This is a genomic window from Streptomyces sp. CB09001 (assembly GCF_003369795.1).
GTDB lineage: Bacteria > Actinomycetota > Actinomycetes > Streptomycetales > Streptomycetaceae > Streptomyces.
On record NZ_CP026730.1, the window covers coordinates 1,322,015 to 1,339,623 of the forward strand.

A 17,609-nucleotide genomic window follows, 5' to 3' on the forward strand; every position below is an offset into this window, starting at 1 on the left:
CCCAACGGCGCTACCGCTCAAGAACCCCGTTGAACCGCCTCGGCAGCCCCAGCGGATTGTCATCCCGCAACTCCACCGGCAACAACGCCTCCGGCACCCCCTGATAGGCCACCGGCCGCAACCACCGCTCGATGGCGGTACCCCCCACCGACGTGGACGTCGAAGTGGTCGCCGGGTACGGCCCCCCGTGCTGCTGAGCCGCCGCCACGGCAACCCCCGTGGGCCAGCCATTGACGAGCACCCGCCCCGCCAGCGGCGTCACCTCGGCGAGGAGCGCCGCCCCGGCGCCCTCCCCCGCCACCTCCTCGGCGGAGAGCTGCACGGTCGCCGTGAGGTTCCCCGGCAGTCGCGACAGCACCCCCCGCACCTCACCCTCGTCCTGGTAGCGGGCCACCACGGTGACCGGCCCGAAGCACTCCTCCAGGAGCAGGTCGTACTCGCCCTCCGCCGCCAGCCGCGCCGCCGGCACCGTGAGGAACCCGGCGCTGACGGTGTGCTCGCCGCCCGAGCCCGGCGTCACCGGGGAGTCGACGTCGGGCAGCGCGGCACGCTCGGCGACGCCCGCGACGAAGTTGTCCCGCATGCGGTGGTCGAGGAGCACACCGGCGTCGGTGGCGCTGACCGCGTCGGTGAGCGACTTGACCAGGCCGTCACCGGCGTCACCGGCCGGCACGAGCACCAGGCCGGGCTTGACGCAGAACTGACCGACGCCCAGGGTCATGGAACCGGCCAGCCCCGCACCGATCGCCTCCGCCCGCTCGGTGGCCGCCGCCTCCGTGACGACGACCGGGTTCAGCGAGCCCAGCTCGCCGTGGAAGGGGATCGGCACCGGACGTGCCGCCGCCGCGTCGAACAGCGCACGGCCGCCGCGGACCGAGCCCGTGAAGCCCGCCGCGGTGACCAGCGGGTGCTTGATCAGCTCGACGCCCGCCTCGAAGCCGTGCACCAGGCCGAGGACGCCGTCCGGGATGTCGTGCCGGGCGGCGGCCCGGCGCAGCACCTTGGCGACCAGCTCGGACAGGGCCGGGTGGTCGGGGTGCGCCTTGACGACGACCGGGCAGCCGGCCGCGAGGGCGCTCGCGGTGTCGCCGCCGGGGACGGAGAAGGCGAAGGGGAAGTTGGAGGCGGAGTAGACGGCGACGACGCCGAGCGGCACCTTGTAGCGGCGCAGGTCGGGGATGGGCGGGGTGGCCGTGTCGTCGGGGTGGTTGACGACCACGCCGAGGTACTCGCCCTCGTCGACGATGTCGGCGAAGGCCCGCAGCTGGTAGCAGGTGCGGGCGAGTTCGCCGGTGAGCCGGACCGGGCCGAGCGCGGTCTCCGCGTCGGCCACCTCGACGAGGGTGCCCTCGGCCGCCTTCAGCTCGTCGGCGGCGCTCCGCAGGAAGGCCGCGCGGACGGTGCGGTCGGCGAGGGCGTCCCGGGCGGCGTGCGCGGCGCGGACGGCGGCGTCCACCTCCTGGGCCGTGGCTTCCACGGCGACCTGTTCACGCTGCTTCCCGGTACGGGGGTCGACACTCCAGACTGGTGCTGCTGCCACCGCGGGTCCCTCCACGTGCTCTGCTCAGAAGTTGTTCGATATACTGAACGCTGTCTCTACTGATGAATATGCTGTTCGAGACTATATCTTCAGCTTCTCGTCGAACGAAGGGGTCAAGGGCGATGTCGGCTGTCGAGACGGGGGGCGGAGCGCAGGTCAAGTCCGCGGTGCGGACGGTTGAGCTGCTCGAGTACTTCGCCGGGCGCCCCGGTATGCACTCCCTCGCGTCGGTCCAGGAGGCCGTCGGTTATCCCAAGTCCAGTCTCTACATGCTGCTGCGCACGCTGGTGGAGCTGGGCTGGGTGGAGACGGACGCCACGGGCACGCGGTACGGCATCGGGGTGCGGGCGCTGCTGGTCGGCACCTCGTACATCGACGGCGACGAGGTGGTCGCGGCGGCCCGGCCGACGCTGGACCGGCTCTCCGACGACACGACGGAGACCATCCACCTGGCGCGCCTGGACGGCACGAACGTGGTGTACCTGGCCACCCGCCAGTCCCAGCACTACCTGCGGCCGTTCACCCGGGTCGGCCGCCGGCTGCCCGCGCACTCGACCTCGCTGGGCAAGGCGCTGCTGAGCACGTACACCGACGAGCAGGTGCGCAAGCTGCTCCCGGAGACCCTCCCGGCGCTGACGGAGCACACCATCACCGACCGGGAGAAGCTCATCGAGGAGCTGCGTCTGGTGCGGGAGCAGGGCTTCGCCGTGGACCGCGAGGAGAACACGCTGGGGCTGCGCTGCTTCGGCGTGGCGGTCCCCTACCGCACCCCCGCGCGGGACGCGATCAGCTGCTCGGTGCCGGTGGCGCGGCTGACGCCCGCGCACGAGCAGATGGTGAAGGACGCTCTGTTCGACGCGCGGGACCGGCTGACACTGGCCACGCGTAGGCTCTGATCCATGCACATCGCACTGCGCGAGGTTCACGACAGCGATCTGCCCGTCTTCTTCCGGCAGATGAACGATCCGGAGGCCCTGCGCATGGCGGCCTTCACCCCGAAGGACCCCGCCGACTGGGACGCGTTCACGGCCCACTGGACGAAGATCCGGGCCTCCCGCGACGTCGTGCGGACCATCCTCGGCGACGGTGACGTCATCGGCAGCACGGCCGTGTACGGGGAGCCGGGCGAGCGCGAGGTGACGTACTGGGTGGACCGGGCGTACTGGGGGCGGGGCGTGGCGACGGCCGCACTGCGCGCCCTGCTCACCGCGGTGCCGGACCGCCCGCTGTACGCGCGGGCGGCGGCCGACAACACGGGCTCGCGGCGCGTGCTGGAGAAGTGCGGCTTCGTGATCAGCGCGCGGGCGCGGGGGTTCGCGACCGCCCGGGGCACGGAGATCGACGAGGTCGTCCTGCACCTCGCGGAATGAGCCGCCGGCCGCACCGGTGATCCACCGGGCCGGTGCGTCCCCGCCGCGCGGCGGAGGCGGATCATCGGTGCGCAGAAGGTGCCGGGGGCGCGCGGGCGGGAGTGCGGACGCATGACGCCGACGCTCGCCACCGCCGCCCCGCCCGCCCCGACTCCGCCCACGGGTCACACCCGGCCCCGGCGGCCGTCGCGGGCGGTCGCCGTCGTGTGCGGTCGCCGTCGTGGCCTGTCTGCCGTATCCCGCGCTCAAGGCCGCCTGGACCGGCGGCAGCGGGGTCGGCATCCCGGAGGGCAGCTCGCTGCTCGTGGCGCACCGAACGCGAGGGCGAGGTGCTGCGTCTGATGGCGACCGGGCTGACCATCGCGGAGATCGCCCGGCGGCCGGGACCGCGCCCAGGCGGTGGTCCGGGCCTACGAGGCGGGGCTTCATGAACGGGCGATGAGACGGGATGAGAAAGATGAGAAAACGGGGCAGACGGGAACGATCGCCTCCGGCCCGTTCGTCCTGTCAGCGGGATGAACGGGATGAACAAGACGATCAGGCGCGCCTCGGTCCTCACGCTGCTCCTGGTGTTCGCTCTGCTGGTCAGGGCGACCTGGGTGCAGTTCTACGAGGGACAGGCGCTCGCGGACGGCAAGGACAACAGGCGGAACGCGATCGAGACGTACGCGGAGCCGCTCGGGAACATCGTGGTGGCCGGCCGGTCGGTCACCGGCTCGGCGCCGACGGAGGGCGGCGATCTCGCGTACAAACGCACGTACGAGAACGGGAAGCTGTACGCGGCGGTGACGGGCTACGCCTCGCAGGCGTACGCGCCGACCCAGCTGGAGGGCGTCTACCAGGACGTGCTCAACGGCACCGATCCGCGGCTGAAGACGGTACTGGACACGGTCACCGGCACCCGGGCCGAGCCGGGCAACGTGGTGACGACCATCGACCCGGACGTGCAGAAGGCCGGGTTCGACGCGCTGGGCGACACGAAGGGCGCCGCGGTCGCGATCGACCCGGAGACGGGCCGGATCCTCTCGGTCGTGTCGACCCCCTCGTACGACCCGACGTCGCTGACCGACGCGAACACCGCCGGTGAGGCCTGGCAGAAGCTCACCGCCGACCCGGACAAGCCGCTGACCAACCGGGCGCTGCGCCAGCCGCTGCCGCCGGGCTCGACGTTCAAGCTGGTCGTGGCGGCCGCCGCGCTGGAGAACGGGCTGTACGGCTCGGTGGACGAGAGGACCGACAGTCCCGACCCGTACACCCTGCCGGACACCACGACCGACCTGACCAACGAGAATCCGAACGCCCCCTGCGAGAACGCCACGATCCGCACCGCGCTGCAGTACTCGTGCAACAACGTCTTCGCCAAGATGGCCGTCGACCTCGGCCAGGACGAGCTGCGCGCCATGGCCGAGAAGTTCGGCTTCAACGACGAGACTCAGGACGTACCGGTACGGGCCTGGACCAGCGTCTACCCGAAGGACATGAACCGCTCGTCCACCGCTCTGACGGGCATCGGCCAGTTCGACGTGACGGCGACCCCGCTCCAGATGGCGATGGTCTCCGCGGCCCTCGCCAACGGCGGCGAGCTGGTCTCCCCGCACATGGTGTCGCAGGTCACCGACAGCGGCGGCGACGTCCTGGAGGACCACACCGACGCGGACTCGAAGCGCATCGTCAGCTCCACCACCGCCGACCAGCTGCAATCGGCCATGGAGACCGTCGTCGAGGACGGCACGGGGTCCAACGCGCAGATCTCCGGGGCGACGGTGGGCGGCAAGACGGGCACGGCCCAGCACGGCGAGAACAACAGCAAGACGCCGTACGCCTGGTTCACCTCCTACGCCAAGTCCGACTCGTCGGACAAGGAGGTCGCGGTGGCGGTCATCGTCGAGCAGTCCGACGCGGCCCGCAGCGAGGTCAGCGGCAACGGCCTGGCGGCCCCGGTGGCCAAGGCGATGATGGAGGCGGCGCTCAACGGCTGAGTCTGCGGGGGCCGTTCGGGTTCGGTCTGCCGTACGGTGTTCGGCATCCGGGAAGCCGCTGCGAGGAGGGCCCGCCGTGGGGACAGTCGTCGACGACGCCGCCTCCGCGGAGTTCCGCGCCTTCTTCGAGCGCCACTACGCCGAACTGGCCCGGCTCGCCCACCTGCTGACGGGTGAGCCGGACGCCGCCGACGACCTGGCGGCGGACGCCCTGCTGGCCCTGTGGCACCGCTGGGACCGGGTGCGCGCGGCCGACCACCCGGTGGCGTACGCGCGCGGTGTCGTCGCCAACCTCGCCCGTACCCGCGTCCGGGCCGCCGTGCGCGAGCGCAGACGCGTCGCCCTGTTCTGGTCGCAGCGCGAGGAGCGGACGGAGAATCCCGACGTCGCGGGCGTGGTGGACGTGCGGGAGGCGCTGCGCCGGCTGCCGTTCCGCAAACGGGCGTGCGTGGTGCTGCGGCACTCCTTCGATCTCTCCGAGAAGGACACGGCGCTCGCCCTGGGCATCTCGGTGGGGACGGTCAAGAGCCAGACCTCGAAGGGGGTGGCCGAACTCCAGCGGCTGCTCGGCACCCGGACCGCTCCCCGCGCTCCCGGGCAGGTGCGCGCGGCGATCGCGCACAGCGGTGAGACCGCGGGCGGGACCCGGTGACCGGGCGGCGGGAGGCGGACGAGCGGCTGCGTGCCCGGCTGCGCGAGGCGGCCGGGGCGCACGAGCCCGACCGGGCCCGGATCCTGGCCCGGGTCGAGCACGGCATGACGGCCGGTGACCGCGGGCCGGCCCGGCCGCCGCTGCCGGGCTGGGTACGGGTGGCCGGTGCGACGGCGGCCGTGGCGGGCGTCCTGGTGGCCGGTGGGCACGCGGTCGCCCCGGCGGTGCGGGGCGACGCGCCCGCGCAGCGCCCGGCCGCCACCGCACCGGCGTCGCGCGAGCCGGGCCCGCTGTGGTCGAGCGGTGCGGTGGACCCGCACAGCAACGAGTTCTGGGCGCAGAGCAACATCACCCTGAGGACGAGCGCACCGCTCACCGCGCTCACCGTCGAACTGCGGGTGGCGCAGACGGGTTCGGTGACCTCCACCGGCGCCTGGCGGTCGCTGCCGGAGGACGACTTCGCGTTCACGGCCGGCGAACGGGCGGGCTTCCTCGTCTACCGGTGGGCGCTCAAGGAGGGCCGTACCGTCCCGGCCGGCGAGTGGATGTTCGCCGGCCAGTACAACCACGAGCGCGGTGGCCGGGACGCGGGCGGCGACCGCTACGCGGCGACGGCCACCGCCGCGTCCGGACGGCTCACGGTCCGGGGCGGCTTCACGCCGGGCGGCTGAACGGGCGGCCCGCTACTCGACGAAGTACGTCGGGTTGGGCAGCTTGTACGTCCGGTCCGCGTAGCCGCCCTGGAGGTCGGAGTACTGGTCGCCGAAGTTGGCGACGAGGTCGTACCCGAGGTCCCGCTCGATGTGCCGGCGGGTGCCCGCCTTGTATTGCACGGTGGTGCAGGTCCAGGCGCCCGGGGTGGCGCAGTGGGCCAGGTAGGACGGCGGGTTCGCCTTGTCCTTGAGGAACATGTGGGAGGCGTCCAGGTTCACGTCGGCGCCGACCTTCTTCAGGTTCTCGACGGCGGCGGTGCGCTGCGCCTCGCTCAGACCGGAGTTGTAGAAGACCTCGACGCCCCTCTTGTCGGCGTAGCGGGCCAGCTCGGGGCTGCCGGGGACGGCCGGGCGGTCGGCCCGGTCGACGTAGGCGGCCCAGGTGGCGCCGTCGTAGCCGTAGCTGTTCTTCTTCTCGTAGTCGAGGCTGAGGAGCAGCGTGTCGTCGATGTCGAAGACGACCGCGGGCCTGGTGTGCTCGTGGTGCGCGGTGCGGGCGGCCCGGTCGATCTGCTTCTTCGCGGCCGCGTCGACGCGGGCCAGGTCCGCGGCGTAGGGGCTGTCCGGGGAGGCCTGGTAGACGCCGTCGGCGTCGAGCGTGGTGCCGTAGTAGGCGTCGATGTCCTTGGCCAGCACCCCGATGTTGTACGGCTCGTGGGTGGAGTTGGCCGTCGACTGGCCGGCGGTGGCGGCGCCCGTTCCGTACAGGACGGCACCGGCGACGGCACAGGCGGCGGTGACGGTCGCGATGCGCAGTGGTTTATGCATGGCACATGTTTCTACGCGCGTCACCCGGGTGAGCGCGAGACCCGTGGCCGGATCCGCGCCCCTTTACCTGGCAAAAATCGCGTCAAGCAGGTCAAGTACCGGCCGCGACGGCCCGGTCGGCCCGTTCAGTGCCGTCCGTGGTGGTGCTGCCGGTCGTAGGGCCGCCAGTCGCCGAGGTACGCCTCGCGGGTGTGCGCGGCGGCCTCGGCGCGGGTGAGCTGCGGCCGGTTGTCCGGGACGGTGACCGCGGCGCCGGGGCCGGTGTTGCGGTACTCGCGGAACCGCTGCTCCTGCCAGGGGTACGCGTCGCGCATGTTGGCGTACGGCGCCACCGCGTCGATGCCCGGGCCGAGGTGGGTCTCGCGCACGGTGAGCATCGGCCGGGCGGTGGTGTCGGAGCTGGGCACCCAGGGGCGGGCCAGCTTGTAGTAGCCGCCGGGGGCCTCGCTGCTGACGCGGCCGCCCGTCACCAGGTAGCCCCGCGGGTTGCCGCCCGCCGTGGAGGGCGCGAAGACGAAGCCGTACGGGGCGGCGTCGAGGTCGGTGCGGACCAGGGTGCGGAAGTGGCAGTGCTCGTACACGGCGGTCGCCCGGCCGAAGACGAAGTCGACGTCGCCCTCGACGTAGCAGCGCTGGTAGTACTGGCGGGCGAAGAGGGAGAGGTCGCGGCTGTCGGCGTAGAGGGTGTCCTGGTGGCCGAGGAAGCGGCAGTCGTGGAAGGCGGACCGGTCGCCCATGACCTTGATCGCGACCGCCTGGGTGCCGGTCCAGTCGGGCCGGTCGGCGCGCAGCCAGTCGTTGGCGAAGGTGAGGGCGCGGGCGGTGAAGCCGTCGGCGCGCACGGTGGTGGTGGCGGACCCGCTGGTGCCGTAGCTGCCGGAGCCGTCGGGCTTGGGGGTGCCGGCGGCGTTGTCGTAGACGATGACGACGTCGCGCGGGTCCCCGGAGGCGCCGATCCAGGTCGCCCCGGTGCGCGAGGCGTCGACGGAGACCGTCTCGCGGTAGGTGCCGGGGGCGAGGACGAGCGTCCAGCCGTCGCCCTGGGCGGCGTCGACGGCGGCCTGGACGGAGGTGAAGTCGCCGCGGCCGTGCGGGTCGACGTACCGGGTCCTGGGTGTGCGGCGGTCGGCCGGTGAGCCGTACCGGCCGAAGGGACGCGGGTGCGGGTGCGGTCGGGTTCCGGCGGCGGCGGGACCGGCTGCCGCGAGGCCGAGGGCGGCGCCCGCGCCGGCGGTCGCCAGGAGGAAGCCTCTGCGGGACGCTGCGGGTCGGTGCATGCGGGTGCTCCTTCGGGGAGGGGTGGGCCGGGGCGGTGCGGGCGCCCCGGCCCGGTTCGGGGGACGGGCGTCAGCGCAGGCGGCCGGCGCCCGCGCCGTGGTCGACGACGAAGGGGACCGCCCGGGACGGGAGGACCTTGGTGCGCAGCGAGGGCGTCCAGCCCGCGCCGGAGCGCAGGACGGCGTCGGGGTTCTCGGCGTTGTGGGCACCGATCAGGTCGACGGTGCGGCCGTTGACGCGGTTGTGCGCGGCGCTGAGCGGCGAGTCGTTCCAGCGCTTGAGCACCTTCGCGGGGCTGACGCCGGCCGGCAGGGTGAAGGCGTTGTGCTCGGCGACGAGCGCGGACTCCTTGCCGACGCCGAAGCTGTAGGCGTAGTCGTCCGAGGCCACGAAGTGGTTGTTGTAGACGTCGACCTGGCCGAAGCGGACGCGCGGCGCGCGCTCCACGAGGTTCTTGAACAGGTTGTGGTGGAAGGTCGCCCTGAGGTGGCCGCGGTCGACGGCGGCGGTGGACTCGCTGTCGCTGTTGCCGATCAGGATCGTCTTGTCGTGCTCGGTGAAGACGTTCCAGGACGCGGTGACGTGGTCCGCGCCCTTGACGATGTCCAGCTGGCCGTCGTGCTGCTGGTAGAGCATGCCGAAGTAGGTGGGCGCCGCGCTGTCGGGGTGCTCGCCGTCGGTGAAGGTGTTGTGGTCGAGCCAGACGTGCGTCGACCCGTACACCACGGCGCTGTCGTACTCGGAGTTCCAGTTGCCCTTGTCCCCGTCGGTCGGGTCCCACTGCGGGAAGCAGTCGACGGGGCTCTCGAAGGTGAGGTTGCGGACGATGACGTTGTCCACGTCCTTGATCTGGAGGCTGGCGCCCTTGAGCGCGGCACCCCGGCCGACGCCGATGATGGTGGTGTTGGAGGGCACGTTCGCCTTGATGGACCGGTCCTGCTGTGCGGCGGAGACACGGCGCAGGCCCTCGGGGCTGCCGTCGGGCTCGGCGCTCAGGTCGGTCTCCGTGCCCCAGTTCTCGGGCGAGTACTTCTCCAGGTAGGCGTCGAAGTCGTAGCCGGGCGCGGCGAATGCCTGGCAGCCCTCGGAGACGGCGTCGACGGTGCCCCTGACCTTGATGATCCTGGGCGCGGTGCCGTCGGCGGCGAGGGCCGCTCTGAACTCGGCCCAGGTGGAGACCGTGTACACGTGCTCCGCGTCGGCGGCGGCCCCGCCGGTGGTGCCGGTTCCGTGCGAGGCCCAGCCGTCGCCCGCGGGCAGCGTCTGGCGGGCGGTGTCCCGGGGGTGGTGGTGCCCGGGCCGGGCCCCGGCCGTGGCGGCGGTCAGGCTCAGCACGAGGGCGGTGCAGCCGACGAGTGCGGCGGTTCTCTTCATGGCATGCTCATGCCATCTCTGGGTGCTCATGGTGCGGCTCTCCCTTGTTCTCGGGGTGGGGTGTGGGGTGTTGCCGGCCGGCCGGTCGGCGGGGTTACGCGGTGGCCGGTGCGGGCCAGCTGATCCAGGGTCCGGTGATCTCCTCGCCCAGCCGGCGCACGTCCCGGTGCGCCAGTACGCGCCCGCGCAGCAGCTCCCGGGCGACGAGCCGGGCGACCGCGATCGCGCCCGGCGGGTTGAAGTGGGTGTTGTCCTGCTCGGTGGCGGTCCAGTTGAAGTACGCCTTGGTCCCCTCGACGCCGATCCGCTGCCACAGCGCGAGCGACAGCGCCTGCACGTCGAGCAGCGCCACGCCCTCCTGCGCCGCGAGCGCCCGCATCGCCGCCGGGTACTCCCCGTGGCTCGGCACGGCGTTCCCCGCCGCGTCGAACCGCCGTCGCTCGACGGGCGTGGCCAGCACCGGCCGCGCCCCGCGGGCCCGCGCACCGTCGACGTACATCCGCAGGTGGTCCTGGTACGTCGTCCAGGGCTCGGTGTAGCGGGCGGGGTCCTCGTCCTTCTCGTCGTTGTGCGCGAACTGGATCAGCAAGAAGTCACCGGGCCGGATCGCGCCGAGAACGGCATCGAGCCGCCCCTCTTCGACGAAGCTCTTGGAACTCCGCCCGTTCACGGCATGGTTGGCGACGCGAAGGTCGTTGCGGAGAAAGAACGGCAACGCCATGCCCCACCCGGTCTCGGGCGCGGCGTCGGAGTACTTCTGCGCGGCGGTGGAGTCCCCGGCGATGTAGAGGGTGCGGGTGCGGTGGCGTCCGCCGGCCTGGGCGGTCCGGGTGGCGGCGAGCGCCAGGGGAACGGAGGAGACGGCGGCTGCGGCGACCTGTCTTCGGCTGAGTGACATGCCGGTCTGCCTTTCAGGAAGGGGATGGGACAGTCCCCCCAGGGACGCGGGACTGTATCGATGTGCGGCTCCGCCGCGTGGGCGCGATCAACCACAGGCGGCCCGCAGCCCGCGACGAACCACGGACCACCCACGGCGAAACCCGGACCCGGAACCGGAACCGACTAACCCATCTGCTCCGTCCACTCGGCCTGCGCCTCGTTCAGCTTGTCGGCCAGCCCGTCCAGGAAATCCTTCGCACTCGTGTCGCCCAGCAGCACCTTCTGGAACCCCGGCTCACTCTCCGACTTGGACAGCGTGTTCCAGTCCGGCAGGTAGTACGGCAGCTGGACAATGGTCGTGGACCCGTCGTTCAGCGCCTGCGCCGCCAGCTTCGTCGGCTCCGCCTTCTGGATCCACGCGTCGCTCGCGGCCTCCGTGCTGGACGGCACCTGACCGGCCGCCTCGTTGAACTTCGAGTTCTGCTCCTTCGACGTGGCGAACTCGATGAACTTCCAGGCGGCCTCCTTGTTCTTCGAGCTCTTGAACATGCCGAGCCCGTCGACCGGGTTGGACACCTGGACCCGCTTGCCGGAGGCGCCGACCGGCTGCGGGATGCCGCGGAACTTGTCGACGCCGAGTGCCTTCACGTGGTCCTGGTAGGAACCGAGGTTGTGGTTGAGCATGCCGATGGTGCCGGTGTCCCACTGGGCGACCATCTTGGCGAAGTCGTTGTTGACGTCGGCGGCCGGCGTGACCTTCTTGTAGAGGGCCGCGTACTTCTCCAGCGCCTCGACGTTCTTCGGGTCGTTGACGGTGGTCTTCTTCTTGCCGGCGTCCCAGAACGAGGTGATGCCGGACTGCCCGTACATCGCGTCGAGCGCCTGGGCGATGGAGCCGGAACCGCCGCGGATGGTGTAGCCGAACTCGTTCTTGCCCGCGTCGGTCAGCTTCTCGGCGGCGGCGTAGAACTTGTCCCACGTCGTCGGCGCGTCGAGACCGGCCTTCTCGAACAGGTCGGTGCGGTAGTAGAGGACGCCGTTGTTGGCGGAGGTCGGCATCGAGTACAGGGTGCCGTCGCCGCCGCCGGCGGCCTTCAGGGACTCGACCATGTCCTTGTTGATCTTGCCGCTCAGCGGCGACTTGGTGAGCCGGTCGTCCAGCGGCTCCAGGGCGTTCTGGGCGGAGAAGCCCGCGAGCATCGACGCCGTCACGCCGCCGACGTCCGGCAGGCCGCCGCCCTGGATGGCGGTGTCGACCTTGGACTGGTACTCGGTGGCGGCGATGCCGACGTACTCCACGTCGATGTCCGGGTTCGCCTTCTCGAAGTCGGCGATGATCGTCTTCCAGACGGCCGTACGGATACCGCCGTTGTTGTCCCAGAAGGTGATCTTCCCCTTGCCGCTGCCCTCGGCCCCCTTGTCGCCGCCCGCTCCGCTGCCGTCGTCGCCGCAGGCGGTGGCGGTCAGCGCGAGCACGGCCCCCAGGGCGACGGCGGCGGACGTCCGGCGCCCGACTGTGCCTTTGTCTCTGCTGCTGAGCATGCTGATCCTCATTGGTCGGCTCTCTTCTTCCGGGTCTTCTGGATCGAACAAAGCGGTGGAACGACAACGTGGGGGTTCAGTGGGCCCCGACGCGGAACCGTGTGAAGGTGGCGGCGCCGGCGGGTCCCTGGCCGGCGGGCGCGAGGGCGAACAGTCCGAGCAGTGCGCCGACCCAGCGCCAGGGGGTGGCGGCGAACTCCCGGCCGACGGGGTGCGGGCCGTCGACAGGGCCGTCGTCGCCGAGGTCGTCGCCGAGAAGGTCGTAGGAGAAGCGGCAGCGCGCCCCGGGGACCGTCTCGATCCGCAGCCTGGCCCGTCCCCCGGGTGCGGGGCGGGGCCGGTCGGCGTCCCGCTCGGCCTCGGCCACGGACTCGGCGAAGCGGTGCACCAGGTGCACCGTCCCGTCGGTGTCCCGCTGGAGCCCGACCCAGCGGTAGGCGTCGCCGAGCACCGCGAGCCCGGCCCGCGCGCCGGGCTCCTCGCTGTCCAGGCGCAGTTCGACCTCGATCACCGAGGGTTCGCCGGGAAAGCGCTGGGTCAGGACGCTCGGCAGCAGGCGCAGATCGTGCGCGTCGGCCGAGCGGACGCAGGCGAGCCGCAGCCCGTCCCCGGCGTGCTGGGTGGCCCAGCCGGCCCGGGGGTTGGCCGTCCACGACCACTGGCGGCCGAACCGCCCGCCGGGGAAGTCGTCGTCGGTCGCGGGTGCGGCGGGCGGCTGCGGGGGCAGGGCGGGACGCCGGTGCTCAACGACCGGGGCGCCCTCGTCGCCCATGACCGGCCACCCGGCCGGGTCCCACCGCATCGGCTGAAGGTGGACCACCCTGCCGTACGCGCCGCGCTGCTGGAAGTGCAGGAACCAGTCCTCCCCGGACGCCGTGCGCACCCAGCCGCCCTGATGGGGGCCGTTGACGTCGGTGTCCCTCTGCTCCAGGACGACCTTCTCCTCGTACGGTCCGAAGAACTCGCGGGAGCGGAAGGCGCCCTGCCAGCCGGTCTCCACCGATCCGGCGGGGGCGAGGATCCAGTACCAGCCGTCGTGCCGGTAGAGCTTGGGGCCCTCCAGGGTGAACCAGCCGGGGAGCCGGTCGGCGTCCACGATCACCGTGCCCTCGTCGAGGAGCCCGGTGCCGTCAGGATGCATGCGGTGGCCGGTGAGGCGGTTCTTGATCCCGGAGCGGGAGCGGGCCCAGGCGTGCACGAGGTACGCCTCGCCGGTCTCCTCGTCCCACAGGGGGCAGGGGTCGATCAGGCCCTTGCCCGCCTTGACCAGGTGGGGCACGGTCCACGGGCCCCGGATGTCGGGGGCGTTGACCTGGAGGACGCCCTGGTCCGGGTCGCCCCAGAAGATCCAGAACCGGTTGGCGTGGTGGCGCAGGGCCGGCGCCCAAACGCCGCAGTCGTGGCGGGGCCGCGCGAACTCCCGTTCGGGCTCCAGGCGCTCCAGGGCGTGCCCGACCAGGGTCCAGTGGACGAGATCCCGTGAGTGCAGGAGGGGCAGGCCGGGGACGCGGCCGAAACTGGAGGCGGTCAGGTAGAAGTCGTCGCCGACGCGGACGACGTCCGGGTCGGACCAGTCGGCGTTCAGGACGGGGTTGGTGTACGTCCCCGCGGTCCCGGGAGCCGCGTCCCGGGTGTTCTCGGCGGCGGTCACGGGCTCACCGCCTTGCGTACGAGGGCGGCGGCCCCGTCGGCGTCGAGGCGGCCGTCGGCGACGACGGTGACGATCCGCCGGACCAGGGTGTCGCCCGGGGCGACGGTCACCCGGTCGTCGTGGGCCAGCGAGGAGCCGACGCCCGGGTACTCCTCGGTGCGCACGAACCACGGGTCGCGCCGGGTGCGTTCGGTGGCGCCGGCGAACACCAGCGACCAGGTCTCCCCGGTCAGGGCGAGCCAGTCGGCGCCGCGACCGTGCACCTCCCGTTCGCCCTCCCGGTCGGCGGTGAAGACGCCGGGCGCCGTGCTCTCCTTGCGGGCGCGCCAGAAGAAGCCGCCGTACGCGGCGCCGGGGCGCCCGTTGGTGGCGGGGCTGCCGAGGGTGAGCGGGTCCGGGGTGACGTTGGTGAGGGAGAAGGTGAAGTCCAGCGCCCAGGCGGCGCCCGTGAGTCCGGTGGCCGCGACCGTGCGGCGCTCGCGCAGCAGCTCGCTGCCGGCGGCGACCCAGCGCAGTTCCTCGACGAAGCCGTCGGGGTCGCGGAGCTGGAAGGCGGTGTGCCGCTGGGTGCCGTGGTTGTCCAGCTCGGTCGGTCCCCGGCCCCGGACGTAGGTGCGCCCGCCCCAGAAGTTGTGCCCCTCGACGTCGGGAACGGCGACACCGACGCCGAGGTGATGGAGGTGGTCGGCGGGGCTGAACTCGGTGACGGCCGTGCCGGCCAGGGTGGTGACGGGGTGCAGGCAGGGGCGCGGGGAGAGCCGTTGGGGCAGTTCCGGCCGGGTCGTGTAGCGGGCGACGGGACGGCCCGCCACGCGCAGCACCGGGGAGTCGTTGCCGGTCATCGGGTGCTCACCTCGTATCGCGGGTGCTCGGTGCGCGGCGCCCAGGGCGCGCCCAGTTCGGAGTAGAGGGAGAGGGTGTCGGCGGCGGCGGCCACGAGGCCGTCGATGCCGGGGACCACGCGGCGCCGCTCGCCGGGGACGCGCCGCCAGGCGGCGGCGGGCAGCGGCTCCGGGTCGGGCGCCCGGCGGATCGCCTCGACCACCCGCATGAAGGCGCCCGTCTCGTCCGGCGGCACCAGCAGCGGGGCGCCGGTGGTGAGGTGGTCGACCAGGTTCTCCAGCAGGTCGGTGCGGTCGTGGTGGAACTCCTCGGGGCCGTGGCCGCCGCGCTGGAGCAGGACCCGGTCCTGCTTGTACCAGAAGGTGACGCGGCCGCTGGAGCCGTGCACCAGCACGTACGGCTCGGCGGCCCGCTCCGCGCACAGGGTGGCGGCGACGGTGACGCGGTGCCCGCGCGCGGTGCCGATCCGTACGCAGGAGGTGTCGTCGGCCTCGATGTCGTTGGCGTGGCTCAGCTCGGTCTCGATGCCGGTGACGTCCTCGGCGCGGGCGGTGCCGCCGAGCGCGAGGGCGGTGGCGACGGCGTGCGCCAGCGGGTTGGTCAGCGCGCCGTCGATCACGTCGGCGCCGTTCAGCCGCCGCTTGCCCGACCAGGGCGCCCGGCGGAAGTAGGCCTCGTCGCGCACCCACGCACCGGCCCCGCCGATGCCCACGACCTCGCCGATCGCGCCCCCGGCGATCAGCTCGCGGACGGCCGGCACGGCGTGCGAGCCCAGCGACTGGAACCCGACCTGGCAGGCGACGCCCACCTCGGCGACCCCGTCCGCCATGCGCCGGAACTCGGCGTACGACGGTGCCGGGGGCTTTTCGAGGAGGAGGTGCACGCCGCGGCGGGCGGCGGTCAGGGCGAGGTCGGTGTGGGTGGGGATCGGCGTGCAGATCACGGCGATCCGGGCGCCGGTGGAGTCCAGCAGGGCGCCGAAGTCGGCGGACTGCTCGGGGAGTTCGCCCTCGGCCTCCGGTTCGGTCAGCGGGGTCAGCTCGCAGATGCCGGCCAGCCGGACCAGTCCCGCCCGCTCCAGGCGGCGGATGTTGGCGACGTGCCAGCGGCCGTGGCCGCGGGCGCCGGCGAGGACGACGGGAACCCGGCTCATCCCTTCACCGCCCCCGCGCTGAAGCCGGTGATCAGCCACTTCTGGATGAACGCGAAGACGATCACGACGGGGACGGCGGCGACGATGCCGCCGGCCGCGAGCGCGCCGAGGTCCACGCTGTCCGCGCTCATCAGGGAGTTGAGACCGACCGGGATGGTCTGCTTGCTCTGGTTGTTGAGGAACATCAGGGCGAACAGGAAGTGGTTCCAGGAGTGCACGAAGGCGAAGGAGCCCACCGCGATCAGTCCCGGCCGCAGCAGGGGCAGTACGACGATCCGGAAGGCCCGGAACCGGCCGCAGCCGTCGACCCAGGCGGCCTCCTCCAGGGAGTACGGCACGTTCTTGATGAAGTTGCTGATCAGGATGATCGACAGGGGCAGCTGGAAGACCGTCTCGGCGATGATGACGCTGCCCAGCGAGTTGATCATCTGGAGTTCGGCGAAGATCTCGAACAGCGGCACCAGCAGCAGCGCGCCGGGCACGAACTGGGAGCAGAGCAGGGCGAGCATGAAGCCCCGCTTGATCCTGAAGTCGAACCGGGCGAGGGCGTAGCCGCCGGCCAGGGCGACGAGCGTGGTCATCACCAGGGTCGCGAGCCCGACGTACACGCTGTTGGTGAAGTAGGTGCCGAAGCCTCGGTCGGTCCACACCTTCTCGAAGTGCTCGGTGGTCATCGGCCAGGGCACGAGCGAGGTCGAGCCGGTCGGGCGCAGCGCGAAGAGCAGGATCCAGTAGAACGGGATCAGGGTGAAGACCAGGTAGATCCCGAGCGGCAGGTAGATCTGCCAGCGGGGCACCTCGTCCCAGGCCGGGCGCTTCTTGCCGGGCCGCGTTGCTGCGGGGGCGACCGGCGTGGGGGCGGGGGCGGCCGCGGGGGCCTCTTTGGTGATCACTTGTTCTCGCCTCCGAACTTGCTCAGCCGCAGGTAGACGATCGAGCAGAAGAGCAGGATCACGAACGCGACCGTGGTGAGGGCCGACGCGTAGCCGAAGTCGTGGGCGTCGACGCTGGTGTTGGCGATGTACAGAGGCAACGTCGTGGTCTCGCCCGCGGGTCCGCCGCCGGTCAGGGTGTAGAGCAGGTCGACGTTGTTGAACTCCCACACCGCGCGCAGCAGCGTGGACAGGATGATGGCGTCCTTCAGGTGCGGCAGCGTGATGTGCCAGAACTGCTTGAGCCGGCTCGCCCCGTCGACCTCGGCGGCCTCGTACAGGTCCTTGGAGACGGACTGGAGGTCGGCGAGGATGAGGATCGCGAAGAAGGGCACGCCGCGCCAGAGGTCGGCGACCACCGCCGCGGAGAACACGGTCGAGGTGTCGGAGAGCCAGCTGGTGCCGTACGAGCCGATGCCCATGTCCGCGAGGTAGCGGGTGACGCCGGTCTGGGAGTTGTAGAGCAGCACCCAGATCGCGGAGGTCAGGACGCCGGAGACGGCCCACGGGGAGAAGACCATGGCCCGCCCGATGCCCCGGCCCACGAAGGTCTGGTTGACGATGAGCGCCAGCGCCAGTCCGAAGAGCAGCTGCAGTCCGACCTCGACGAAGACCCACTTGGCGCTGAAGACGAGGGTGTCCCAGAACACCGGGTCCTCGGTGAAGATCCTGACGAAGTTGTCGAAGCCCGCGAAGCCGTTCCGCCACGGCTTGGTGGGGTTGTACTCCTGCAGGCTGTAGTAGAAGACGCTGATGACCGGGTAGGCGATGAAGCCCAGCATCAGCAGGGCGGCCGGTCCGATCAGCAGGTAGGGGAGCCTGCGCGGCGTGGCCGAGGCACGGCGCCGCCGGGGTGGCGCGGGCGGTTTCGCCACGGCTGCGGCTTGGGCCATGACAGTTCTCCGTTCTGGTACGTCATCTCAGGTACGTCGTCC

Annotated in this window: 16 protein-coding genes; 5 read left to right on the forward strand and 11 right to left on the reverse strand. The window is 72.1% G+C overall.

The genetic code is table 11. From position 1 onward, the window contains the following. Positions 1-10: 10 nt before the first annotated feature. Positions 11-1,540, reverse strand: coding sequence for an aldehyde dehydrogenase (NADP(+)) (locus C4J65_RS06215; RefSeq protein WP_115741478.1), 1,530 nt, complete (start codon positions 1,538-1,540; stop codon positions 11-13). Positions 1,541-1,662: 122 nt separating this feature from the next. Between C4J65_RS06215 and C4J65_RS06220 the strand changes: the two genes are divergently transcribed. The 5 genes from C4J65_RS06220 to C4J65_RS06245 all read left to right on the forward strand — a co-directional run bounded on the left by C4J65_RS06220 (position 1,663) and on the right by C4J65_RS06245 (position 6,212). Beyond that, on the forward strand, positions 1,663-2,436 hold the full coding sequence (locus C4J65_RS06220; RefSeq protein WP_115741479.1) for an IclR family transcriptional regulator: 774 nt from the start codon (positions 1,663-1,665) through the stop codon (positions 2,434-2,436). Positions 2,437-2,439: 3 nt separating this feature from the next. Next, the gene (locus C4J65_RS06225) at positions 2,440-2,910 is read left to right on the forward strand and encodes a GNAT family N-acetyltransferase (protein ID WP_115741480.1); all 471 of its coding nucleotides are present in this window, start codon (positions 2,440-2,442) and stop codon (positions 2,908-2,910) included. A 524-nt stretch (positions 2,911-3,434) separates the two neighbouring features. Continuing rightward, a complete protein-coding gene (locus C4J65_RS06235; RefSeq protein ID WP_115741481.1) occupies positions 3,435-4,889 on the forward strand; it encodes a penicillin-binding transpeptidase domain-containing protein in 1,455 nt (484 codons plus the stop codon). 76 nt (positions 4,890-4,965) lie between these two features. Then, positions 4,966-5,541, forward strand: a complete 576-nt coding sequence (locus C4J65_RS06240; protein ID WP_115741482.1) for a SigE family RNA polymerase sigma factor — start codon at positions 4,966-4,968, stop codon at positions 5,539-5,541. Then, entirely contained in the window at positions 5,538-6,212 is a 675-nt protein-coding gene (locus C4J65_RS06245; RefSeq protein ID WP_115741483.1) for a hypothetical protein, read from the forward strand. Before C4J65_RS06240 ends, C4J65_RS06245 begins: the two co-directional genes overlap by 4 nt. A gap of 12 nt (positions 6,213-6,224) precedes the next feature. On the opposite strand, the gene C4J65_RS06250 is transcribed toward C4J65_RS06245, so the two are convergent. The 10 genes from C4J65_RS06250 to C4J65_RS06295 form a co-directional block, all read right to left on the reverse strand. Continuing rightward, positions 6,225-7,022, reverse strand: coding sequence for an HAD family acid phosphatase (locus tag C4J65_RS06250; protein WP_115741484.1), 798 nt, complete (start codon positions 7,020-7,022; stop codon positions 6,225-6,227). Positions 7,023-7,147: 125 nt separating this feature from the next. Continuing rightward, positions 7,148-8,299 (reverse strand): pectinesterase family protein, encoded by a 1,152-nt coding sequence (locus C4J65_RS06255; RefSeq protein WP_115741485.1) that lies wholly within the window; start codon positions 8,297-8,299, stop codon positions 7,148-7,150. Positions 8,300-8,369: 70 nt separating this feature from the next. After that, on the reverse strand, positions 8,370-9,704 hold the full coding sequence (locus C4J65_RS06260) for a polysaccharide lyase family 1 protein (RefSeq protein WP_115741486.1): 1,335 nt from the start codon (positions 9,702-9,704) through the stop codon (positions 8,370-8,372). 64 nt (positions 9,705-9,768) lie between these two features. Then, positions 9,769-10,572, reverse strand: coding sequence for a rhamnogalacturonan acetylesterase (locus tag C4J65_RS06265; RefSeq protein ID WP_115741487.1), 804 nt, complete (start codon positions 10,570-10,572; stop codon positions 9,769-9,771). Positions 10,573-10,736: 164 nt separating this feature from the next. Then, positions 10,737-12,107, reverse strand: coding sequence for a sugar ABC transporter substrate-binding protein (locus tag C4J65_RS06270; RefSeq protein WP_162833055.1), 1,371 nt, complete (start codon positions 12,105-12,107; stop codon positions 10,737-10,739). Positions 12,108-12,171: 64 nt separating this feature from the next. Then, on the reverse strand, positions 12,172-13,746 hold the full coding sequence (locus tag C4J65_RS06275) for a glycoside hydrolase 43 family protein (RefSeq protein ID WP_115741489.1): 1,575 nt from the start codon (positions 13,744-13,746) through the stop codon (positions 12,172-12,174). Then, on the reverse strand, positions 13,743-14,588 hold the full coding sequence (locus tag C4J65_RS06280) for a PmoA family protein (RefSeq protein ID WP_115741490.1): 846 nt from the start codon (positions 14,586-14,588) through the stop codon (positions 13,743-13,745). The genes C4J65_RS06275 and C4J65_RS06280 overlap by 4 nt, the downstream gene beginning before the upstream one ends. Continuing rightward, the gene (locus C4J65_RS06285; protein ID WP_115741491.1) at positions 14,585-15,742 is read right to left on the reverse strand and encodes a Gfo/Idh/MocA family oxidoreductase; all 1,158 of its coding nucleotides are present in this window, start codon (positions 15,740-15,742) and stop codon (positions 14,585-14,587) included. Before C4J65_RS06285 ends, C4J65_RS06280 begins: the two co-directional genes overlap by 4 nt. Beyond that, positions 15,739-16,635: a carbohydrate ABC transporter permease gene (locus C4J65_RS06290; protein ID WP_115741492.1), complete on the reverse strand. Its 897-nt coding sequence runs from the start codon at positions 16,633-16,635 to the stop codon at positions 15,739-15,741. The genes C4J65_RS06285 and C4J65_RS06290 overlap by 4 nt, the downstream gene beginning before the upstream one ends. Further along, positions 16,632-17,567 (reverse strand): sugar ABC transporter permease, encoded by a 936-nt coding sequence (locus C4J65_RS06295; protein ID WP_115741493.1) that lies wholly within the window; start codon positions 17,565-17,567, stop codon positions 16,632-16,634. The genes C4J65_RS06290 and C4J65_RS06295 overlap by 4 nt, the downstream gene beginning before the upstream one ends. Positions 17,568-17,609: the final 42 nt, after the last annotated feature.

Excerpts from the sequence above, each read along its gene's own strand:
- C4J65_RS06225 (WP_115741480.1), top strand. The coding sequence starts at position 2,440 with ATGCACATCGCACTGCGCGAGGTTCACGACAGCGATCTGCCCGTCTTC.
- C4J65_RS06235 (WP_115741481.1), top strand. The coding sequence starts at position 3,435 with ATGAACAAGACGATCAGGCGCGCCTCGGTCCTCACGCTGCTCCTGGTG.
- C4J65_RS06295 (WP_115741493.1), bottom strand. The coding sequence starts at position 17,567 with ATGGCCCAAGCCGCAGCCGTGGCGAAACCGCCCGCGCCACCCCGGCGG.
- C4J65_RS06220 (WP_115741479.1), top strand. The coding sequence starts at position 1,663 with ATGTCGGCTGTCGAGACGGGGGGCGGAGCGCAGGTCAAGTCCGCGGTG.
- C4J65_RS06265 (WP_115741487.1), bottom strand. The coding sequence starts at position 10,572 with ATGTCACTCAGCCGAAGACAGGTCGCCGCAGCCGCCGTCTCCTCCGTT.
- C4J65_RS06285 (WP_115741491.1), bottom strand. The coding sequence starts at position 15,742 with ATGAGCCGGGTTCCCGTCGTCCTCGCCGGCGCCCGCGGCCACGGCCGC.
- C4J65_RS06250 (WP_115741484.1), bottom strand. The coding sequence starts at position 7,022 with ATGCATAAACCACTGCGCATCGCGACCGTCACCGCCGCCTGTGCCGTC.
- C4J65_RS06255 (WP_115741485.1), bottom strand. The coding sequence starts at position 8,299 with ATGCACCGACCCGCAGCGTCCCGCAGAGGCTTCCTCCTGGCGACCGCC.
- C4J65_RS06270 (WP_162833055.1), bottom strand. The coding sequence starts at position 12,107 with ATGAGGATCAGCATGCTCAGCAGCAGAGACAAAGGCACAGTCGGGCGC.
- C4J65_RS06260 (WP_115741486.1), bottom strand. The coding sequence starts at position 9,704 with ATGAGCACCCAGAGATGGCATGAGCATGCCATGAAGAGAACCGCCGCA.
- C4J65_RS06280 (WP_115741490.1), bottom strand. The coding sequence starts at position 14,588 with ATGACCGGCAACGACTCCCCGGTGCTGCGCGTGGCGGGCCGTCCCGTC.